Source organism: Eubacterium sp. AM05-23, assembly GCF_003477535.1.
Lineage (GTDB): Bacteria > Bacillota > Clostridia > Eubacteriales > Eubacteriaceae > Eubacterium > Eubacterium maltosivorans.
On sequence record NZ_QUDF01000009.1, the window covers coordinates 1 to 17,712 of the forward strand.

Annotated in this window: 17 protein-coding genes; 1 reads left to right on the top strand and 16 read right to left on the bottom strand. The window is 35.5% G+C overall.

Annotation, left to right across the window (positions count from 1 at the left end):
- On the top strand, positions 1–1,377 hold a 1,377-nt coding region (locus DW091_RS13225), incomplete at its 5' end, for a glycoside hydrolase domain-containing protein (RefSeq protein ID WP_118518374.1).
- 156 nt (positions 1,378–1,533) lie between these two features.
- On the opposite strand, the gene DW091_RS13230 is transcribed toward DW091_RS13225, so the two are convergent.
- The 16 genes from DW091_RS13230 to dndB all read right to left on the bottom strand — a co-directional run bounded on the left by DW091_RS13230 (position 1,534) and on the right by dndB (position 17,663).
- Entirely contained in the window at positions 1,534–2,124 is a 591-nt protein-coding gene (locus DW091_RS13230; RefSeq protein ID WP_118518375.1) for a hypothetical protein, read from the bottom strand.
- 327 nt (positions 2,125–2,451) lie between these two features.
- Positions 2,452–3,036 carry a hypothetical protein gene (locus DW091_RS13235; RefSeq protein WP_118518376.1) on the bottom strand — a complete coding sequence of 195 codons (585 nt, stop codon included), beginning with the start codon at positions 3,034–3,036 and terminating at the stop codon, positions 2,452–2,454.
- Between the two features lie 216 nt (positions 3,037–3,252).
- Complete coding sequence (locus DW091_RS13240) at positions 3,253–3,624, bottom strand: helix-turn-helix transcriptional regulator (protein WP_118518377.1); 372 nt, start codon at positions 3,622–3,624, stop codon at positions 3,253–3,255.
- A gap of 107 nt (positions 3,625–3,731) precedes the next feature.
- Positions 3,732–5,801: a penicillin-binding transpeptidase domain-containing protein gene (locus DW091_RS13245; RefSeq protein ID WP_118518378.1), complete on the bottom strand. Its 2,070-nt coding sequence runs from the start codon at positions 5,799–5,801 to the stop codon at positions 3,732–3,734.
- A gap of 116 nt (positions 5,802–5,917) precedes the next feature.
- On the bottom strand, positions 5,918–6,631 hold the full coding sequence (locus DW091_RS13250) for a LytTR family DNA-binding domain-containing protein (RefSeq protein WP_118518379.1): 714 nt from the start codon (positions 6,629–6,631) through the stop codon (positions 5,918–5,920).
- A gap of 81 nt (positions 6,632–6,712) precedes the next feature.
- Positions 6,713–7,189 carry a helix-turn-helix transcriptional regulator gene (locus DW091_RS13255; protein ID WP_118518380.1) on the bottom strand — a complete coding sequence of 159 codons (477 nt, stop codon included), beginning with the start codon at positions 7,187–7,189 and terminating at the stop codon, positions 6,713–6,715.
- Positions 7,190–8,773: 1,584 nt separating this feature from the next.
- Positions 8,774–8,974: a helix-turn-helix transcriptional regulator gene (locus DW091_RS13265; protein WP_118518382.1), complete on the bottom strand. Its 201-nt coding sequence runs from the start codon at positions 8,972–8,974 to the stop codon at positions 8,774–8,776.
- 20 nt (positions 8,975–8,994) lie between these two features.
- Positions 8,995–9,669: a CpXC domain-containing protein gene (locus DW091_RS13270; RefSeq protein ID WP_118518383.1), complete on the bottom strand. Its 675-nt coding sequence runs from the start codon at positions 9,667–9,669 to the stop codon at positions 8,995–8,997.
- Between the two features lie 150 nt (positions 9,670–9,819).
- Entirely contained in the window at positions 9,820–10,395 is a 576-nt protein-coding gene (locus DW091_RS13275; RefSeq protein WP_118518384.1) for a class I SAM-dependent methyltransferase, read from the bottom strand.
- Positions 10,396–11,100 (bottom strand): HNH endonuclease domain-containing protein, encoded by a 705-nt coding sequence (locus DW091_RS13280; RefSeq protein ID WP_158577896.1) that lies wholly within the window; start codon positions 11,098–11,100, stop codon positions 10,396–10,398.
- Positions 11,101–11,386: 286 nt separating this feature from the next.
- Entirely contained in the window at positions 11,387–11,578 is a 192-nt protein-coding gene (locus tag DW091_RS13285) for a hypothetical protein (RefSeq protein WP_147365291.1), read from the bottom strand.
- 14 nt (positions 11,579–11,592) lie between these two features.
- Positions 11,593–12,744 carry an aminotransferase class V-fold PLP-dependent enzyme gene (locus DW091_RS13290; protein WP_118518387.1) on the bottom strand — a complete coding sequence of 384 codons (1,152 nt, stop codon included), beginning with the start codon at positions 12,742–12,744 and terminating at the stop codon, positions 11,593–11,595.
- On the bottom strand, positions 12,741–13,130 hold the full coding sequence (gene dndE, locus DW091_RS13295; protein ID WP_118518388.1) for a DNA sulfur modification protein DndE: 390 nt from the start codon (positions 13,128–13,130) through the stop codon (positions 12,741–12,743). Before dndE ends, DW091_RS13290 begins: the two co-directional genes overlap by 4 nt.
- A gap of 2 nt (positions 13,131–13,132) precedes the next feature.
- Positions 13,133–15,079: a DNA sulfur modification protein DndD gene (dndD, locus tag DW091_RS13300; protein WP_118518389.1), complete on the bottom strand. Its 1,947-nt coding sequence runs from the start codon at positions 15,077–15,079 to the stop codon at positions 13,133–13,135.
- 3 nt (positions 15,080–15,082) lie between these two features.
- A complete protein-coding gene (gene dndC / locus DW091_RS13305; protein WP_118518390.1) occupies positions 15,083–16,582 on the bottom strand; it encodes a DNA phosphorothioation system sulfurtransferase DndC in 1,500 nt (499 codons plus the stop codon).
- Positions 16,583–16,592: 10 nt separating this feature from the next.
- Positions 16,593–17,663, bottom strand: a complete 1,071-nt coding sequence (gene dndB / locus DW091_RS13310; protein ID WP_118518391.1) for a DNA sulfur modification protein DndB — start codon at positions 17,661–17,663, stop codon at positions 16,593–16,595.
- Positions 17,664–17,712 lie beyond the last annotated feature (49 nt).

Here is a 17,712-nt window from a genome sequence, read left to right on the forward strand (position 1 = left end):
CAGAGCCTGATGGCATTGGAGGCCGATGGATGGGTTGGCTTGTCGACTTGGGCGGCTTTACTTGTCAGCAAAGGAAATGTGGACCGCAGCTGCAATGCCTGTGATTGTACTGATAGAATTACTTTGGAACGTGCACTTAATTTAAAGGCAAATGGGATTAACTACGTGGGTCGTTATCTGACAGGCTATTGGTCTGTTTCCAGAACTGAACTTAATAATATGAGAATTGCAGGATTAAATTATATCCCAATCTTTGAACGTTCAGGAAAAGACATATTGAACTGTGATTATGATGTAACAGAAGCGGGATATTTTAACTATGCTCAAGGCCGGGCAGATGCTGCTTACGCGGTAGAAGCTGCCGAAAATTTAGGTTTGCCGAATGGAACAGTAATCTATTTTGCAGTTGATTTTGATGTATATGATTTTGAGGTCAATAGTAATGTAGTGCCCTATTTTAGAGGTGTAAAAGCGAGTATTGGAAGCTATAAAGTTGGTATTTATGGTCCCAGATATGCATGTACTGCTATTTCGAATGCAGGTTATGCAGAAAAGAGCTATGTGGCAGATATGTCAACAGGATTTTCAGGAAACATTGGCCAGCGAATCCCGGAAAACTGGGCTTTCGATCAATACTATGAAACTTCAATCGGCAGTGGCTACGGCGCAATGGATATCGACAAAGTTACGGCATCAGGCAGAGATGCGGGTGTTTCAAATTACGATTCAAGTGATCTTGTGCGAAAACTTGCTGAAAGCATGTTAGTATCCTTTAATTTGAGACCGATCGGCTGGGAATGGAATAACACCTATACGATTTTTACCACTTATTTCAATGTTTTTTATAAGATGGGGATTGAAGGTAACTTTAATCCAATTGTAAATTTAGCAGATATACCCGATAATCAGAAATCAGTCATTGAAATTGAGAATGGTGTTTTTGACAAACTAGAACTTGATCACGCTCAAGAAATCTACAAAGGCTTTACTTCGGATACAAAGCTCGCGTTTGGTAATGATGGATTTTTATCCGCTTCGGTTGAGCTTGCAAATACAATTGGAAAAGGTTCGGTCACAGTCTCTTTTGATGTACAGGGTGGCTTACCGTCATTTGGTATCCTGGTTGAACAGATCGTTCATAAAAGTCCAACGGATACTGAAACAGTATATTTTGAGATTAAAATGACGGCCAATCCCGCAGCAGGCGCAATGCCTGAAATGGCGACAGTGAATGAGTACGGATATGCTGTTTTAGTTACTGTCGGATTACTTTTATTTGTTCCTCTTATTGGACCAGGTTTAATTGCCGGTATACCAACTTTTCTTCCATCTTTTGGAGAATTTTTAACCAAAGTTTGGGCTTTACCTGCTATGTAACAAACAAGGGCTGTCACTTTAATGATGAACCGATCCCCGTCAAATAGACAATTAAAAAAATAAAAATTTCTGCCAGTGGGTTTAACTCACTGGCAGTTTTACGCTGCCAGCAAATATATTTCGTGTTTTTCCATAGTAGAATTTTCTCACTGTTTCCTATTTAGTTATAGAATTTAACCTATTAACCATAATTTTTGAGTTGATAAATTTTTTAAAATCGTCTGGCGATCCTTGAATAAAGCCTCTTCTATGAATTACAAAAAAAGAATATCCAAAATAAACAATCCATATCTTCCCTTCATCCTCATTACGCAGACTTGTAATATCAGAATATTGATATTTTTTGTTTTTTATCTCGATAATTTCTTCAGAATCATTAAAGAGAACGGATTCATTAATAATATAGTCCTCATAAAAAAGGATTCTGCCTCTTGGGGTAAATCCAGATTCTTTCCATTTTTTCCTTTTTGAAACTGCTATTTTTTTCGCTAATACAAAGTTAATATATTTGGAAAAAAGGAGATACACTAAACCTACCCCCCCGAAAACCAGGCAGAAATAAAAGAGCACAGAGTAGAATGACAGAGTAAACGGATCTATTTGTTTAAATAATAAGTAATCAAGTAATAAAAATATTATAAAAAGAGTAATTTTTTTGCCTCTGTTCGGGAATTTTAAATATTTCATACTGATCTCGTTTGCTTCTTCTTCAGTAAATCGCTGTTCGTTTATATATAATAATTCCATAGTAAATCTCCTTTTCAGTAAATTATCCTTACAAAGTATATTACAAAACTAAACAAGCATAAACTTTCTTTAATTAATACTTTTTTACTATAATACAAGAAATTAAGATTGTCAAAAAAGTCAGCTTTAAAAGTTTAGCTTTTTGGGATACACAAAAAAAGAGGGAGAATCCGTGTGTTTAAAAAGCAGCTTGAAATGGAATAGCGTGGAAGTAATCAATACCGATATTGGAAAGTAGAAGCGGCTAGCTATCTTCGACCTGATGTGGTTTTGGTGAATGTCACACATATCGAAATCAACACCAATCTCAAAACGAAATCCAATGCTTCATTCATTAGAAACATTGGCTTTCTCACACAGAAAGTCACGAAAGGGATCAATATCAACACCGCTTTTCTCAATATCCTGATATTTCAATAAAAAGAACCCCTCAAGTTTTGTCTTTTTATTTTCATACAAAATAAATTTTAAATAGAAGCAGTGTCGTATTTCTTTAAAATTAAATCCTTTATATCCAGTTTTATCTAATCCATTATATCTTATATAATCATCATAAAAGTCAATACAATCAAAGGGTTCATCAATGAGACCCTTTTTGCGTCCGACTATCGATTTAAATTCTATCAGATAGTAATCGCCGCATGGAACCAGCAGGGCAAGAAATAGACAATATAACACGAAACCAAGCATAATTAGGTTCAACCATTGAATACTATTGGTAAAAACAAGAATCGGAAATAATACAAGGAATATAGGGGTAACGATGAAAATATATTTTATGCCCATTTTTAATTTCCGTTTCTCTTTGGCGGTTCGATAAGCCATATCGCCCCAAAACATGGCTTCTGAAAAGTGTTTCCGTTCCTTTTTATCCGTTGATAAAATAATTTTAAATAGCAACTTATCATCCATCTAAATTTACTCCCTCAGAAATCCGGCTTTATTTTTTAGTATACTTCTCAACCATTTTTAGAGCGTGTCTACTAACCAAACCCCAGCATTTCAAAGATTCCATTCTCAAGAATAATTTGGCCAAAAACATAAGGTTATAGAAAATATTTTGTACAGCAACAACATTATAGAATTGGATGCGCTATCTGCTAAAAAAATAAACGGATTTTATTAGCCCTATTTGATAAATTGCGCATTAACATTTTCATAGCTCCTCTCACTTAGCATTTGCTCCGCAATAATACTAATTCTTCCAACGAATATAGATTGATCTCTGATATCTGTAAAAGAATCCAAAATAGCAAGAGTATCTTCTTTATTTTTCCTTATCATCGGGTCTTTCTCGTCTCTCTCTGTCGTAATATCGGTACCGTAATACAAGTATTCCATTGTTACATTAAAATAAGCCGCTACTTTAGCTACCTTTTCAATTGAAGGTGAGTGATCCTTCATTCGTCCGATTGTTCCTTTTGCAAACTTCAGCTGTATTTCTAACTTACGAGCTGATAATCTGTTTTGCTGAAGCAAAGCCAATATTCTTTGATACATGATTTTCCTCACATTTTTTATATTATCAAACTATAATCAATTATATTTTGTTTAATGGACAAAATCAAGTATTCAAACACGCTTTGGTTAAAGGTCAGTTGTCTCGATTACGAAATGAGCGATTGGAATACCGCCTTTATCTTAGGCACTAAATAATGACTGCCGCCACGATCCTTCACATCTTCAACCATACTGACCACCATCAGTTGCTGACTGCTGGCCGAGTCTGCAATAAAGGCATTGAACCACCCAAGTTCTGTACCAGTGACGTCATCCTGGGATGCCTTGATTTCGGCTGTGCCTGTTTTTCCAGCGATGCTCATCCCCTCTATCCTGGCCTCATGTCCTGTGCCCGCCGGATTTTCCACTACTTGGATCAGGTCGTTACGGATGATGTCGCTGATATCTTTTGAGATGACTTGCTCCTTCCAATACTCTGGCTGTATATTTTCTTTGTATTCAATATAGGGCTTTATCATACTGCCATCATTTGTAAAAGACGAATAAATGGACGCCATATGCAGCGGATTGACTAAAATTTGTCCCTGCCCAAAGCCGCTGGCCGCCAGCTGGGCTTCATTGTCAAATCCTCCGCTTTCCGATATCTGGGAAGGGGACATATCCAAGTCAATGGGAATGGTCTCGCCGAAGCCTAATTTTTTCAGCGTGTCGGCAAAACGGTCCCCGCCGATTTTTAAAGCAGCTTTAGCAAAATAAATATTATCGGAATAAACCAGCGCATTTTCCAGATTCGCAGGCCCGCTGTATTCCTCCAATGTCGTGATGTTAAAATCCTCCCAACTGCTGTCCTGCTGCCAGACTAATCCGCTTGGCCCAAAGTCCTCATCCGCGGTAAAAGCTCCAGTTTCAAGACCTGCGGCTGCTGTCACTGGTTTAAAAGATGAACCAGGCACGTAGATGGACTCAAATCGACTGAACAGCGGATTAGCCGGATCGGCATTTAGCGCATGCCACTTCTCGTCGCTGAGCCCTAAAATAAATGTATTGGCATCGTAAGTTGGTGTACTCACAAGAGCCAGTACCTCACCTGTTTTAGGGTTTATAGCGACCGAACAGCTTTTATCTGCGGCAAACTGGTCGTACAAGGTGTTCTGAAGGTTAATATCAATCGTTGTTTTGACATCTTTTCCTCGCACAGGTTCTTTACTTTTTATGACTTCCTTTGCTATCATATTCGATTCAGGATAGGTTTGATTTACTGTAATTGTTATACCATCCTCCCCACGCAATCGTTCATCATAAAGTCTTTCCAGCCCGCTTTTTCCAATCACACTGTTTTCTGTATAGTCTTCATCCTTTTTTTCTGCCAGTTCCTCTGCGCTGATTCCCTGAATATAACCGGTCAAATGCGATGTTTTTTTGCCATAAGGATAAAAACGGACGCTTTCATCATTAATCATCACCCCTGGTATCTTCAGAAGTTCTGTCTCCAGCGCGGTATTTCCGCCTGCAATGGTTTTAACTGGGACAAAAGTATCATCAGTAACCCATTCTGCCGACAGTGCTGTCTGGATTGCTTCGACGGTCATACTCAAAAGCTCCGCCAGCTTTGTAAAGTCGGCATCCCTGGTTTCGGCGTTCATCTTTCCAGGCACCAGCCCAACGGCGGAAGCAACACCGGTGGTCGCTAAGGGATTCCCATTTCGATCTATGATATCTCCCCGCTTCGCTGGCTCCTCCGTGACGGTAACAGTTCCATCTTTCTGCAATTCCGGCAAAATAACAGAGGGCTCCCACACAATTTGATAAGGCTTGAAAATACCATTTTTTTGAAATCTCACAACACCCCACTCGGTGATTGGTCCGGCAAGTGTATCCATCGTAAATCCATAATCAATAATTTGATAATTTGATTTTACCTTTTGAATACTGCGAATCTCCTTAACAGCCATATTTTGACCGTTAATTCCTTCATAAATATTTTTGTTTTTTTCGATAAATTGAGTCTTACGATCTTCATTTTTTTCTTTGTCACTCGTCAAGGCATACATTCGCTCATAATCACGTTGATTTACAGCTTCAATATATTTGTTTAAAACCTTCTCAGGACTGTTCATTGCATTGAAAATGCTATAGCTCGTTATTATTGCAATTACGATTACTATAGCTATGAGTATTAATAAAATTTTTCTGTTTTTTATTAACTTGTTGTTCATTTTTCCATCCTCTTTTTAAACTATTTTATTAGCTACTTATCTTTATACAGCTTTCATAACCTACACAAACGCAATGTTTTTTGTAATGAATACATCTATTGTGGCAAAACTCTATCCTAAAAAACTCTTTTTTTAATGTATTCATAATACTTTTTTAAAATATCTGAACGTTGCCGATTACTGATCATTGCCGTTCCACCTCCTACTAAATAAAACGTACAATCTTTATAGCGAATCACTTTTGACATATTAATAAGGTAGCTTTTATGAGATCTTAAAAAACCGTATGGCTCAAAAATCTTTTCTAACTTAGAAATTTGATCAAATACTGTATATTCTCCTGTTTTAGTATAATAGGTCACTTGTCTTCGAAATGATTCTATATAATAAATATTATCTAAATGAAAAAAGTAGTGGCTTCCGTCACAATATACTTCATGTATATAATGACTTTTTTTATATTTTTCGATTGCTGCATTCAAACACTCTATTAAAATCTCGCTATTTAAGGGCTTTACTAAATAATTAAATATTTCATAATTAAGTGTATCGAAAACATACTCTCTATGACAAGAAATATATATAATAATGCAGTTTTTACCCATTGTTCGCAATAATTTGACAGTTTCTAATCCATCCATTGTTGGCATTTCTATGTCAATAAATAAGATATCAATTCTAGATGAATTCTTTTTTGACCATTCTATTAAATCTTTTCCATTATTAAAATAAAAAGTATCTATATCAGAATAGTGATCTTCTATACTCTTAATGTATGGAATTAAAAATCCAGGAACAGACTTATCATCGTCACATATAATGATATTCATTGTTATTCCTCCGAATTTCAGATGTTTAAGTTCATTTTACATTACTCACGGATTTTTTTCAAAAGCTGCATTAAGGTGTCTCTATAGCTTTTTTCTGTTATGGAAATCAATATATATTATGTTGTTATTATATTTATTTTCTTTTTTTCCTAGCTCTATCAGTTTGCCAATAACCTGCCATTTTGTTACTTGATTTTCAATCATATTGTAATAACTAATCAGTTCATATTCATCTTTAGAAAGATATAATTGTGGTTTCAACTGTCTTCTCAATATTTCTTTTTCGATTTTACTAAGTATTTTTTTAATATCACTTTTATTATTACTTCTATCTAAATTGTCTAAATTCAGATACTGTTGACACAATTCTGAATCTCCACCTTCTCTATAATTTTTTTTACTGTTATTTAAAAATAACATCTCATCTAAAGATATATTTAAACATTCAGAAATATATTTAATTTGTTTCAATGTGATTTCAGAATACTTACCAGTTTCGATTCTTTTTAAAATGCTTTCACTGATTTTTAGCTTTTTTGAAAGTTCGAAATATGTAATTTTTAGACTACTTCTTTTTTTTGCAGATTTTGGCCAACATTTATCCGTATTTCCTTTGAAATTATCATGGTACTACTCCTTTTTGAATTTATTATTATATTATCATAGTTGTCCACATCAAATTTTATTAATATTCTTTTTTCTTGCGATCGGTACATGTCTTTTAATTTTTTTCTTTTGTATCCGTAGGGCAGAGATAGCCTGTTTTCAGGAAAAATCAAAAAATAAAGGATACTTTTGATTTCAGTTATCTCTTTCCTGCCCTATCAAAAATTCTCTTCCAGCAGGTCCACTTCAAGGCGGTTTCCCGCATGTTTCTTTCGCCCATTCCCGTCCAGGCTTACCATTTAATCCATGGCGAAACACACAGCACAACATAGGACGTCCCCCGAGCCGCTTTTGTTTTACATGAGTCTGCGCTCTCCACCCCATTGACGACGGATTGGCATAAGTGGTCTGCCGCACCGCCGGGCCCACTCTCTGCATCTGCTGGGCCAGACATATTTGTTGTTTTGATACTGGGGATCAACAAAAGCCTAAAAACCACGGTTTGTTCGATTTTCGTGCACACAAATAAAGGGGAACGCGAAAACGAACTGCCTCCGGTTCCCCATTTTTCTCAACCTAATATCTTGATTTAATGATTAGATTTTTTTAGCTTTCTTCTTTTTCTTAGCTTTTTTCTTCCTTTTCTCAGGCTTTAGTTGTACTTTATAGACTGCGGTTGTCGCCTCGTCGTCAAGAAAGTATTCCATCGGAACCCCTAAAGCCTTAGCTACTTTTTATAAACTTACTGCGGACACACGTTGACTGTCTCGTTTCAAGATCGAGTAGAAGCTTGTATAGGGCATTCCTGCTTTCATAGCAAGCTGTTTAAAATTCAGGTTCTGCTTTTTGGCTTCCATTCTTATTTTCTGTCCAATACTCATTTTAATTCCTCACTTTATCTAATTCATATAGCCTGGGACACCATATCCCATTCCGTTGCCTCCTTTCGATCCTAAAAAAGCCAACGTTTTGTTACTAAATGTCTCCTTTATCATGAGTGCCATCATTCAATTTTCCCATTTCTAATGATCCCACCGGATCAGGTACTAGATAAATAGCTTATCGCTATTATCCGTGTGAGCAAGCATTTTGCCCTCTGTGTAGTTCTTAAGTGCCATAACTCTTTTACAGCGATGACATTTCATAGTAATGCCGGACAACACCGGCTGTTCCAAATTTCCTGAAAGTGTATAGCTGACTCGCATACTACATTTACACTTTTTACAATATAAACTAATTTTTTTCATCGTCTCTCCTTCTACAATACAAATGCGTTAATAAACAATTTGTGCTTGTAAAGGAAAAGGGAAATTTGTCACCTTTGCAAGTCCGTACTAAAAGGCGTTGATGAATCGCCTTTCGCAGTCGGCATATCTGAGTCCGCCCTCTAGGATATTGCCAACCGCGCATTGCCACATTTTTCACTTAACTATTTCCTCCCTTCATTCTTGCTCGAACACCTGTTCGTATTTTTATTATAAAAGAAAGTACCTCTACCAACAAGTGCAGCATCTTGCACTTTCCCTTACAATTCGCTTACGGATATAGCTCTTCAAATGTAATCTCAAAATACGCCAAAAGGCGCTTCACCGTACCCACTGACGGATTAGCACCTGCATCATTTTCTATGGTAATGATTGTTCTTTTGCCTAAGCCTGTTGCTTCAGCCAACTCCTCAAGGGTTAGACCAGCATCTAGTCTTAACTCCTTGAGGTTAGACTTGTATTTTTCCAACATTTTCACCCCCAAACCCAAAGCTACTTATCTAGTTTTTCTGCCATATTATGTATGCATTCGCCAGCCCATTGCATATTTACAATATAGTCGCGTTTTCCATCATCCTCCGGATCTATCATTTCTTCTTTAATTTTGTCATACACCTCCTGATTAAATGGTGTACTGCCCCATTGTCCATCTGTAAGACATATAGCAAATCTTGATGGAACATCATCACTAATTTCCAAAAAGATTTCATCCACCTCATGATCAGGATCCTCTTGGGAGATATCAAACCTGATAAATAACTTCATAATCTCTATTACACGGTCATCTAGACTATGGTCAAAAATGCAAACTTTCTCTCGAAGATTGTTTCTAGAATCGACCAAGCGCAGTTTATACTCATCATCCATTTTTATCAGGTCATCTGTCTTTTTAGAAAAATCATCAAACATAGCAATATAATCTGCCACACGTTCTTCCGATTCACAAAGCTGAATCATAAACATTGATTCCATGTCATGATATAAAAGATCATATGTGTAACTATCAACATGACCGCATTTCGGACACTTATGCTCAAACAGGCAGCTTTCCATCATGTCAGCTTTTGCCTCCGGATTAAGCGTAGCATTAAGGCTCTGCCAAATAACAAAGCCGTCTTCATTTCCACAATTGGAGCACTTTACCAATTCTTCATGTTCCATAGACATAAAAAACACCTCCTCGTGTTCGTTAATCAGCTCCTTTTAGTAGGTTCTGATTATACATTACACGACGAGGTGTACGTTAAAAATACCAGCTTAATTTTTACAAGATGCCTTTTAATTTTTGAGTATATAAGCGTTATAAGAATAAACCATTTATTTCTTACCGATAATATTAATCCATTTTTCACCGCGCAAAAGATTATCTTCAGTTATCCATAATTTTTCGATACTAAAAGAAGATGAATCAAAAAGCTCAACAAGTGAATTTTCGTTCAAATCAGTATAATATTTTCCATTGTTAATATGTTCCATATATCCATATTTCCATGAAGCGTATATTAGACCTTTATCCCTTAACGCCTTTCTTATTCTAGCAAATACCTCAAGCAGTTCACCTGAATCCACATGCAATAATGAAGCGCATGCCCATACTGCATTAAACTCGTCAACATAATCAAGTTCATTGAAAGTAATATTCCGTGCCTCTTTACATAAATACTTTGCAGCTAAGCGACACATCTCAATTGAACCATCTACTGAAACCACCTCGTATCCTTTGGATAAGAAATATTTAGAATCTCTTCCACTTCCACATCCTAAATCTAAAATCTTATCACCGGGGTTTAGATATGCTTCAAACTGATCATATAGCGCCTGCATTGAAACATTGACTGTCTTATTAAAGTATTCCTCCGCATTTTGGTTGTAATAAGTAATAGTCTGGTTCATCTAGATTACCCACTCTTCATACTCTTGTAACTTGGCAGAATCGTATACAAGACTAAGGTTTTCTTCCAAAATATTTCTAAACTGTTCTTCTGTATTACCCGGAATATAAAGCTTTTCTGTAGCCCATACTGCATTCAAATGCTGATTCTCACATCTATCAAAATAATGTTTCAAAATGGCGGCCTGGTCTTTACTATCATTAGCGAATATTAAGCTATATAAATAATAATTATACTTTACAAAATCCTTGATGTATCTTCGATCTGGTAACTTATTATTCTTGCTTGAATTTAAATTTTTAGCCATCGGTGTAAGATTCCATAATTCATCGTTCGATACATATGACCTTGGTACAAAATGATCCAAATCAAACTCATCTATAGACAACTCATTACCAGTATATATTTCATACAATGGTCTTCCTGTAACATCTACAGTAGCAATCCATAATTCTCTCGCATTCTTCAAGGATTTTCGTTTTTCTTCGGTTTCTGGGGCAACTTTATACATAACCCCAGGTACACCCGGATTACGATCTTGAATAAATAAAGCTTTATTAAATCTAAGCCATCCCATAATAACAGCATAGTTCTGAATAATAAAATTAACCCATTCTTCGTTGAGACGAATTTTTCTCATAAGCGGATTCTCAGCATCTACAATGTCATAAAAGAATTCATGATTCGCTTTGGTAAATGCGTTCAAATAAGCAATAAATCGTCCGTAGGTTTTTCTATCAATGTATTCTTTACCTTCCTTTTCAACGCTTGATTAATCTATATGGGACATAATCTGTCAAATGTAGCTTATCTTCCATCAAATTATCTTGATACTTCTTAATCAAAAACATTAGTCGATCTTTTGACGGAGTCTTGTTTCCAATTTCTTTCTTTGAGCATTCATAAAGAATTCTTATAGCATGTTCAAGAAAGTTTTCCGCATTTCCATTAACTGTATGTCCCAAACGAAGATGATAGTATGTAACCATACGCTATGCGCCAACTATCATCTCATCTATTACATCTTCAAATGTAAATAGCTGCCTATTTTGAGCAATTAACTTTAGAATTGCCTCTAGCCAAAAAAACTTATATCCCTGATCATTATTACTCAGCAGATTCTCAAATTTCTTTACGTCTAACTTATTTGAATATAATATTGTGCTTAATTTGTTTGAATCCACCTTCATCCCCCACTTTACGAATTAAACTGCTTTGCTACCGCTAAAAGTTCCTTAATACCTTCTACCGCTTCGTCTTTATCCGTTCCTGCTCCCCAACTAATACGTAATGAACTTTCAATCGTATCAGTATCAATTCCCATAGCTACTAATACATAACTAGGAGAATAATTTTTAGAGGTGCATGCTGATCCATTTGATACACCACAAAACTGTTTTGTAGATATCATTAAAGCTTCAGATGATACCCCTTTGAATGAAACATTAATAGTAGTATCAACGCAAAACTCTGGATCTCCGTTAACGGAATACTCTATTCCAGACTCATTCAATTCTTGAAGTATAGCCTTTTTAATATCACTAGCTTTTGTTGCATTATCCTTATACTCTTTATTTGCTATTTCGCAAGCCATACCACATCCAGCAACCAATGCAACTGGTATTGTACCAGGACGTATTCCATGTTCTTGTTGACCACCATACATAATATTCTTTACAGGTGGCAACTTATATCTTTTCTTTCTTAAAACAAGTACACCTATACCTTGAGGTCCCATTAGTTTATGAGCGCTAAACGAAAGCATATTATATTTAATACTTCGCAGCTCATCGACAAGTTTTCCGCAACTTTGAGTAGCATCAACATGAAATAAAACCTCTTTTTGTTCAAGTACTTCACCGATTTCCTTAACTGGCTGTATAATTCCAGTTTCATTATTTACATGCATAACACTAACAAGTAGGGTATCTTCTCTTACTTTATCTAAAATATCATTAGCATTTACTCTTCCATTCAGACCGGGCTTAACAAAATCAACTTCAAAACCATCTTCAGATAAGTGTTTTACGGTTTCAAGAACTGCCTTATGTTCAATCGCCGTCGTGATAATATGCATCTTTCCAGTCTTCTTACCATAATCCACTAACCCTCTTATGGCTATATTGTTACTTTCAGTGGCTCCACTGGTAAAAAAGATCTCATCAGATGATATTCCTAAAAGAGTTGCAACCTGCTTTCTAGCATCCTCTACCACTGATCTAGCCTTTTCGCCAAACCCGTGAGTCCTGCTGTCTGCATTTCCAATTGAATTCTTATAAACATCCACCATGCAATCTAAAACTCGCAAATCAATTGGGGCAGACGCATTGTAATCTAAGTACGTACTCATGTCCTTTTCTCCTTCACCGCAAGTTTTATTAAATCATCAAATTCTTTAATAAAACCTGTTCCACATAAATGAGCTATTCCACGTTCTAAATTCAATCTAAAATACTTTATTACAGTTTCGTTGTCCGTAGGCAATTTCATCTGTTGACACCATGCCTTAACCAATGCTTCATACAATTCATAATAATCGCCGCCAAAGGTCAACCAAGACATCTCTAAGTTACTATCTGCTGCAATTTGAATATCTGTTGGTATTGTTTTTTCGCTAAGCGAATAGCACAGTGCCCACCTACACAAAACATTCCAATTCTTAATCCCAGTCTTTCCTTTTAATCTAGATAACTGATCTTTCGCCTGCTGAGAAACTCTAACCTGCTTTATTATCATAATTACGCTCCAATCAAGTACCCACGTTCAATAGATGTACTTTTTGTTTTTTCATCATACTTAAGGGTGAACTCATCTCCAACATTTTCTTTCATCAAGCCATAATATGTACTGTCTATTTCAGAATCTGTTGATAGGATAATTGTCTGTTCTCCCGCATTAGGGAAATATGTATTTATCAACGCCGTTCTATGCAAAGAATCCAATCTAGATAATGGAGTATCAATAATTACAGGAAGCTTTTTCTTTGAACATATTGCTAACGCCCAAAGAATGGATATCACCATTAACTGTTGTTCTCCGGCAGATAAAGAATCTTGTGTCACCTCTTTACCTTCTTCAGATAAATACTTAATAGCCAAAGAATCCGCTTCCATCACAATCTTGTCAATTAGATTCTTTTTGTTAGCCAGTTTTTTGTAACAAGATGTAATTGTTTCAGCCAAGATATCAGTCTTTCTCTTCTGTAATTCAACTTGATATCTATCTAAAATACTAAGTGCTATATTGGAATATTTGATAGTTCTCTCAGCACTATCACGAGACTCTGCGGTTGCTAAATATGATTCGACATACTTGTTGAATTCAGATGTAGCTGTCATAGCCTTAGAATTTGCAGCACTCCTCTTTTGCTCTAACGCAGACATTTTCACTTGATCCTTAATCAGTTTCTCCTCGGCTTTTTTTATCCTCTTGTATACTTCTTTTAGCTCCTTCTCATTAATATCTAATGAAAGGTAGCTATCTAATTCACCGATTTGCTTTTGCTTCTTCTTATTCTCCGCTAATATTCTTTTTGCCTCTGTTTTTGAAGAATTTAAAAGACCTTCAACTAAATTGTTAACCTGAAACAATGCTTGATCTGACAAACTGTAAAAAGGTTCGTCTTGTGAGTTTTTCTGACGAGTTTTTACATATTCAACAAAATCAAAACTTGCCTTCGTATCACCATGATATTCATTTGCAAATTCATCCAAGATATCATCTAACTGCAACACAGCCTCACGCATAATCGTATCATTATGCTCATCTGTAGCTTGTAGCTTAATGTTCTGTAACAAATCCGAAACTAATACTAGCGGTAATTCATTACTTGCAATTTCCCTCAAATGGTTCTCTTCAGATAGCAACTCAGACTTTAATAAAGCTCTTCTTTGCGTGGTTTCCTGTTTCTTTTCTACAGCATCTCCACCTTTTGCGTTATATAACTGATGCAAAGCTTCAAGCTTATCATTGTCCTCAGCTAAAACATGTGTCAAAGATTCTATCTCTGCATCAATCTCCTCTAATTCTGCAATTGCTTGATCCTTTTCATCTCGCAACTTTTGAACCATTTCCGAAGATTTATCATTTAAATCATCCTTATTTATCTTCTTAATATTCCTTAGAATATCATTTCCCAATACATCTAATACTGTGATACCCAGCATAGATCTAATAGCATTCTTTAACTGGTTATTAGAGCTATCTACTGCCATTTCCGCAATCTTTTCACCATCAAAGAAGAAGAAACTTGATAACGCACTAGGTAAAATGTTTTCAACAAACATAGGCCAATTCTGTGTTAGGAATTCATTTGCCACGCCATCTTTATAAACAAAAATGCTCTCATCGGTTTTCTTATCAAGACTGTTCCAGGTTCTTTTTACTAAGTAGTTTTCTATTGTTCCGTTATTTATTTCGAACTCAAGCTCTACAATACACTTTTTGTCTTCTGCATTCTTATTAACAAAAGATTTAAGATACTGCGAATAAGACCTCTTCTTGCTTTCTGTATAAGCTACAGAATTAGATCCATATAAAGCGAGAAGCACTGCTTCCAAAAAAGTAGTCTTTCCTCGTCCATTCATTCCACCAACTAAAACTATTGGCTTATTATTCGTAAATAAAAATTCATTATCTCCTGCATATACTCCAAAGTTATGCAATCGTAATCTCCTAATAATCATAGATTATTCATCCTCATTATCTTCAAATTCAGCTTCAAGCGGTTGGTAATCCAAAAACTTTTCATTGTATTTACCACCGTTTTCTTTTTTTCTGACCATTATATTGGAATAGTACTCTGTTGCATCATTCTCATCTTTATAGAACGTTTTAGCTATAGTTTTATTGATATCATCCAGAATATTTTTTCTCTGATTCACATCGGAAGCCTTATTCTCAACATCAATCAGTGTGTACATCATTTCAAAAGCTAATTCCTCTTCCGGATACATTTCAGCACAAACCTTCTTAAGAATATCCCATTCATCTGACTCAAAATTCTCATTATGTAGCCACGTAGGATCTACAAAAGTTTTTCCCAATACCCTTTCATATATTTTAGGTAATGCATCATCAAACTCATGTTTATCATTCACCCAAATTCTTCTAATAGCCTGTAATTCTTCTATTTGAATCAGTTCAAGATCTCTAAATTCTTCAGGCCCATTCTCATTTATATCTTTTTGAATAGAAAGCAGTCTTTCTAACCATTGTTCGCGAACTTCTTTTTTGTATGGACCATGAAAAAGCTTTCCATAATTTCCTTGAAGATTGCCTTTCATTCGTCTAAAACTTCTTCGTTCTCTATCTCCTTCTTCATTACCGAATTCATTTCTAAATTCCAACAGAGCACTCATCCATTCCTTCTCTTGATCATTGGCAATCATAGCTTCCATCGACTTATCTTTTTCAACCATCGTGCATACCCAACAACCGAAACGACTCTTTCCACAAGATTGTGTAGATTTATCTACCTGAAGTGGACACTCATTATCAGCAGTTGCGCCTCGATACATTGTTAAAAGATCTTTATTGGAATAGTTCCAAGGATTTTTATATTGCATCAAAAAGGCCCAAACGTCGTCATCAGTCCAATCCTCCATAGGAGAAAAAACAAGTTCATTAGCTAAGGTCGGATTAGGACTAAGAAGTTCTCGAACTCTTTTCTTTTCAAGATTTGTCATAGTTCGATTTCTTCTTGAGCTTTCCTGCTTTCGAGTTCCCAAAACCAATATTATTTCACCATGCTCTGCAATTTTATTTTTAATAAAATTATTTACTGGCTGAATTTTCAATCTATCTGTACACCATCTGTACTTCATTCTAGGAAATGGATATCCACGTCCAATAAGATTCACCCAAAAGGTGTTATTATAATCTGGAATTAGCCTTTCTGGTATAATTGGTAAGTCACACTTCTCTGCTTCAACTCTCATCGATTCCAAAGATTTCTCTACCCATTTTGAAACCACTGGAGACTCAACCAAAGTATCTGTATTCATTATATGGATAGGTTTTTTTCTATCCTTTTTAGGAAGCTTCTCTAATGCCATCCATACTAATTGAACAGCTGCAGTACTATCCTTTCCACCGGAGTAGCCAACCATCCATGGAATATCATCTGCCAAATATAAATTCTGGATGGTTATAATAAGTCCATCTATCAATTCCTTTGTAATAGCCATATTCAATCCTCTAATCTTTTATTGTTTTCTTTAATGCCTCTTCTGCATTTATTTCTTCAGCACTTAATGCAATTCCGAGTTCCTTCTTTATTACATTTGAAATCAACAAAGCGGCTCTTTTACTAGTAATAATTCGACCATTCTTTCCAACTGCTCGCATATACCATTGCTTAGCACTTCTGCTCCAATTGATTTTTTCTAGATTTCGTAATCCTTCTTCCATATTATCTTGATGTGAAAAATAGTAATTTCCAATACGTCCAAGTGCCTGTATAACGATACTTTGTGTAGCAATATAGCTCTCCCTTAGATCTACTTTCGTAATTTCTCTATGTTGAAGTTCTTGCCATTGCACCATATGTTCAACTACATTATTCCAATAGTTCAACAAAAACTTTTCAGTATCCTTTTTTATAGTTCTTCCAACTATAGTTTTATTAGCAGTATAAAATGTATTAAGAGTAAACAAACTCGAAGAATACTTGCCCAAAATATCTTTCTCTTTGTCTGTATATGTGTTAAGAAAATCATTATTCCAAATCACATTTCTCGTTATAACTGCCATTTCGTCTCTCGAGTCATATAACTCAGAAATAGAATTTGATGTCTTCACCGCATTTTTATTTAAATCAGTAAAAATTTGCTGGCTTCTTCTAAGCCCTTTATCCGCGTAAAAAACTATAGAAATAGTTTCATTCTCTAATGATTTATCCTCTTTTAATGCAGCAATAATTGCAGACTTCCTATGCTGACCATCATTTATAAGAAAATGTGCATCCATTGATACTTCTAAAATCCCAGTATCATCGTCAGCCTTATTATTCTTGAATTCAAACTTACCATCTATAGATGCAGCTAGCGCAGAAAAAACATAGTTTTCACGGTTGTCTAAGATATACTTACTTATTATAGGTATTCTGCTCTCATTCAGTTTTCGCTGTGCTCTATACTCAGGCGGTATATACTCTTCTTCATCTGTTGAAAACAATTTTGAAAGCATTTTCAACGGAACCATTGCAATATAATACTCTGAACCAGCTTGAACGCCTCTAACTACTGGAAATCTATATACGTAATCCATATTTCCTCCAATATAAAAAGGATATACTTAAGTATATCCTTGAGTATAT

Coding starts and splice junctions, on each gene's coding strand:
- DW091_RS13230 (WP_118518375.1), bottom strand. CDS start 2,124: ATGGAATTATTATATATAAACGAACAGCGATTTACTGAAGAAGAAGCA.
- DW091_RS13235 (WP_118518376.1), bottom strand. CDS start 3,036: ATGGATGATAAGTTGCTATTTAAAATTATTTTATCAACGGATAAAAAG.
- DW091_RS13240 (WP_118518377.1), bottom strand. CDS start 3,624: ATGTATCAAAGAATATTGGCTTTGCTTCAGCAAAACAGATTATCAGCT.
- DW091_RS13245 (WP_118518378.1), bottom strand. CDS start 5,801: ATGAACAACAAGTTAATAAAAAACAGAAAAATTTTATTAATACTCATA.
- DW091_RS13250 (WP_118518379.1), bottom strand. CDS start 6,631: ATGAATATCATTATATGTGACGATGATAAGTCTGTTCCTGGATTTTTA.
- DW091_RS13265 (WP_118518382.1), bottom strand. CDS start 8,974: ATGTTGGAAAAATACAAGTCTAACCTCAAGGAGTTAAGACTAGATGCT.
- DW091_RS13270 (WP_118518383.1), bottom strand. CDS start 9,669: ATGTCTATGGAACATGAAGAATTGGTAAAGTGCTCCAATTGTGGAAAT.
- DW091_RS13275 (WP_118518384.1), bottom strand. CDS start 10,395: ATGAACCAGACTATTACTTATTACAACCAAAATGCGGAGGAATACTTT.
- DW091_RS13290 (WP_118518387.1), bottom strand. CDS start 12,744: ATGAGTACGTACTTAGATTACAATGCGTCTGCCCCAATTGATTTGCGA.
- dndE (WP_118518388.1), bottom strand. CDS start 13,130: ATGATAATAAAGCAGGTTAGAGTTTCTCAGCAGGCGAAAGATCAGTTA.
- dndD (WP_118518389.1), bottom strand. CDS start 15,079: ATGATTATTAGGAGATTACGATTGCATAACTTTGGAGTATATGCAGGA.
- dndC (WP_118518390.1), bottom strand. CDS start 16,582: ATGGCTATTACAAAGGAATTGATAGATGGACTTATTATAACCATCCAG.
- dndB (WP_118518391.1), bottom strand. CDS start 17,663: ATGGATTACGTATATAGATTTCCAGTAGTTAGAGGCGTTCAAGCTGGT.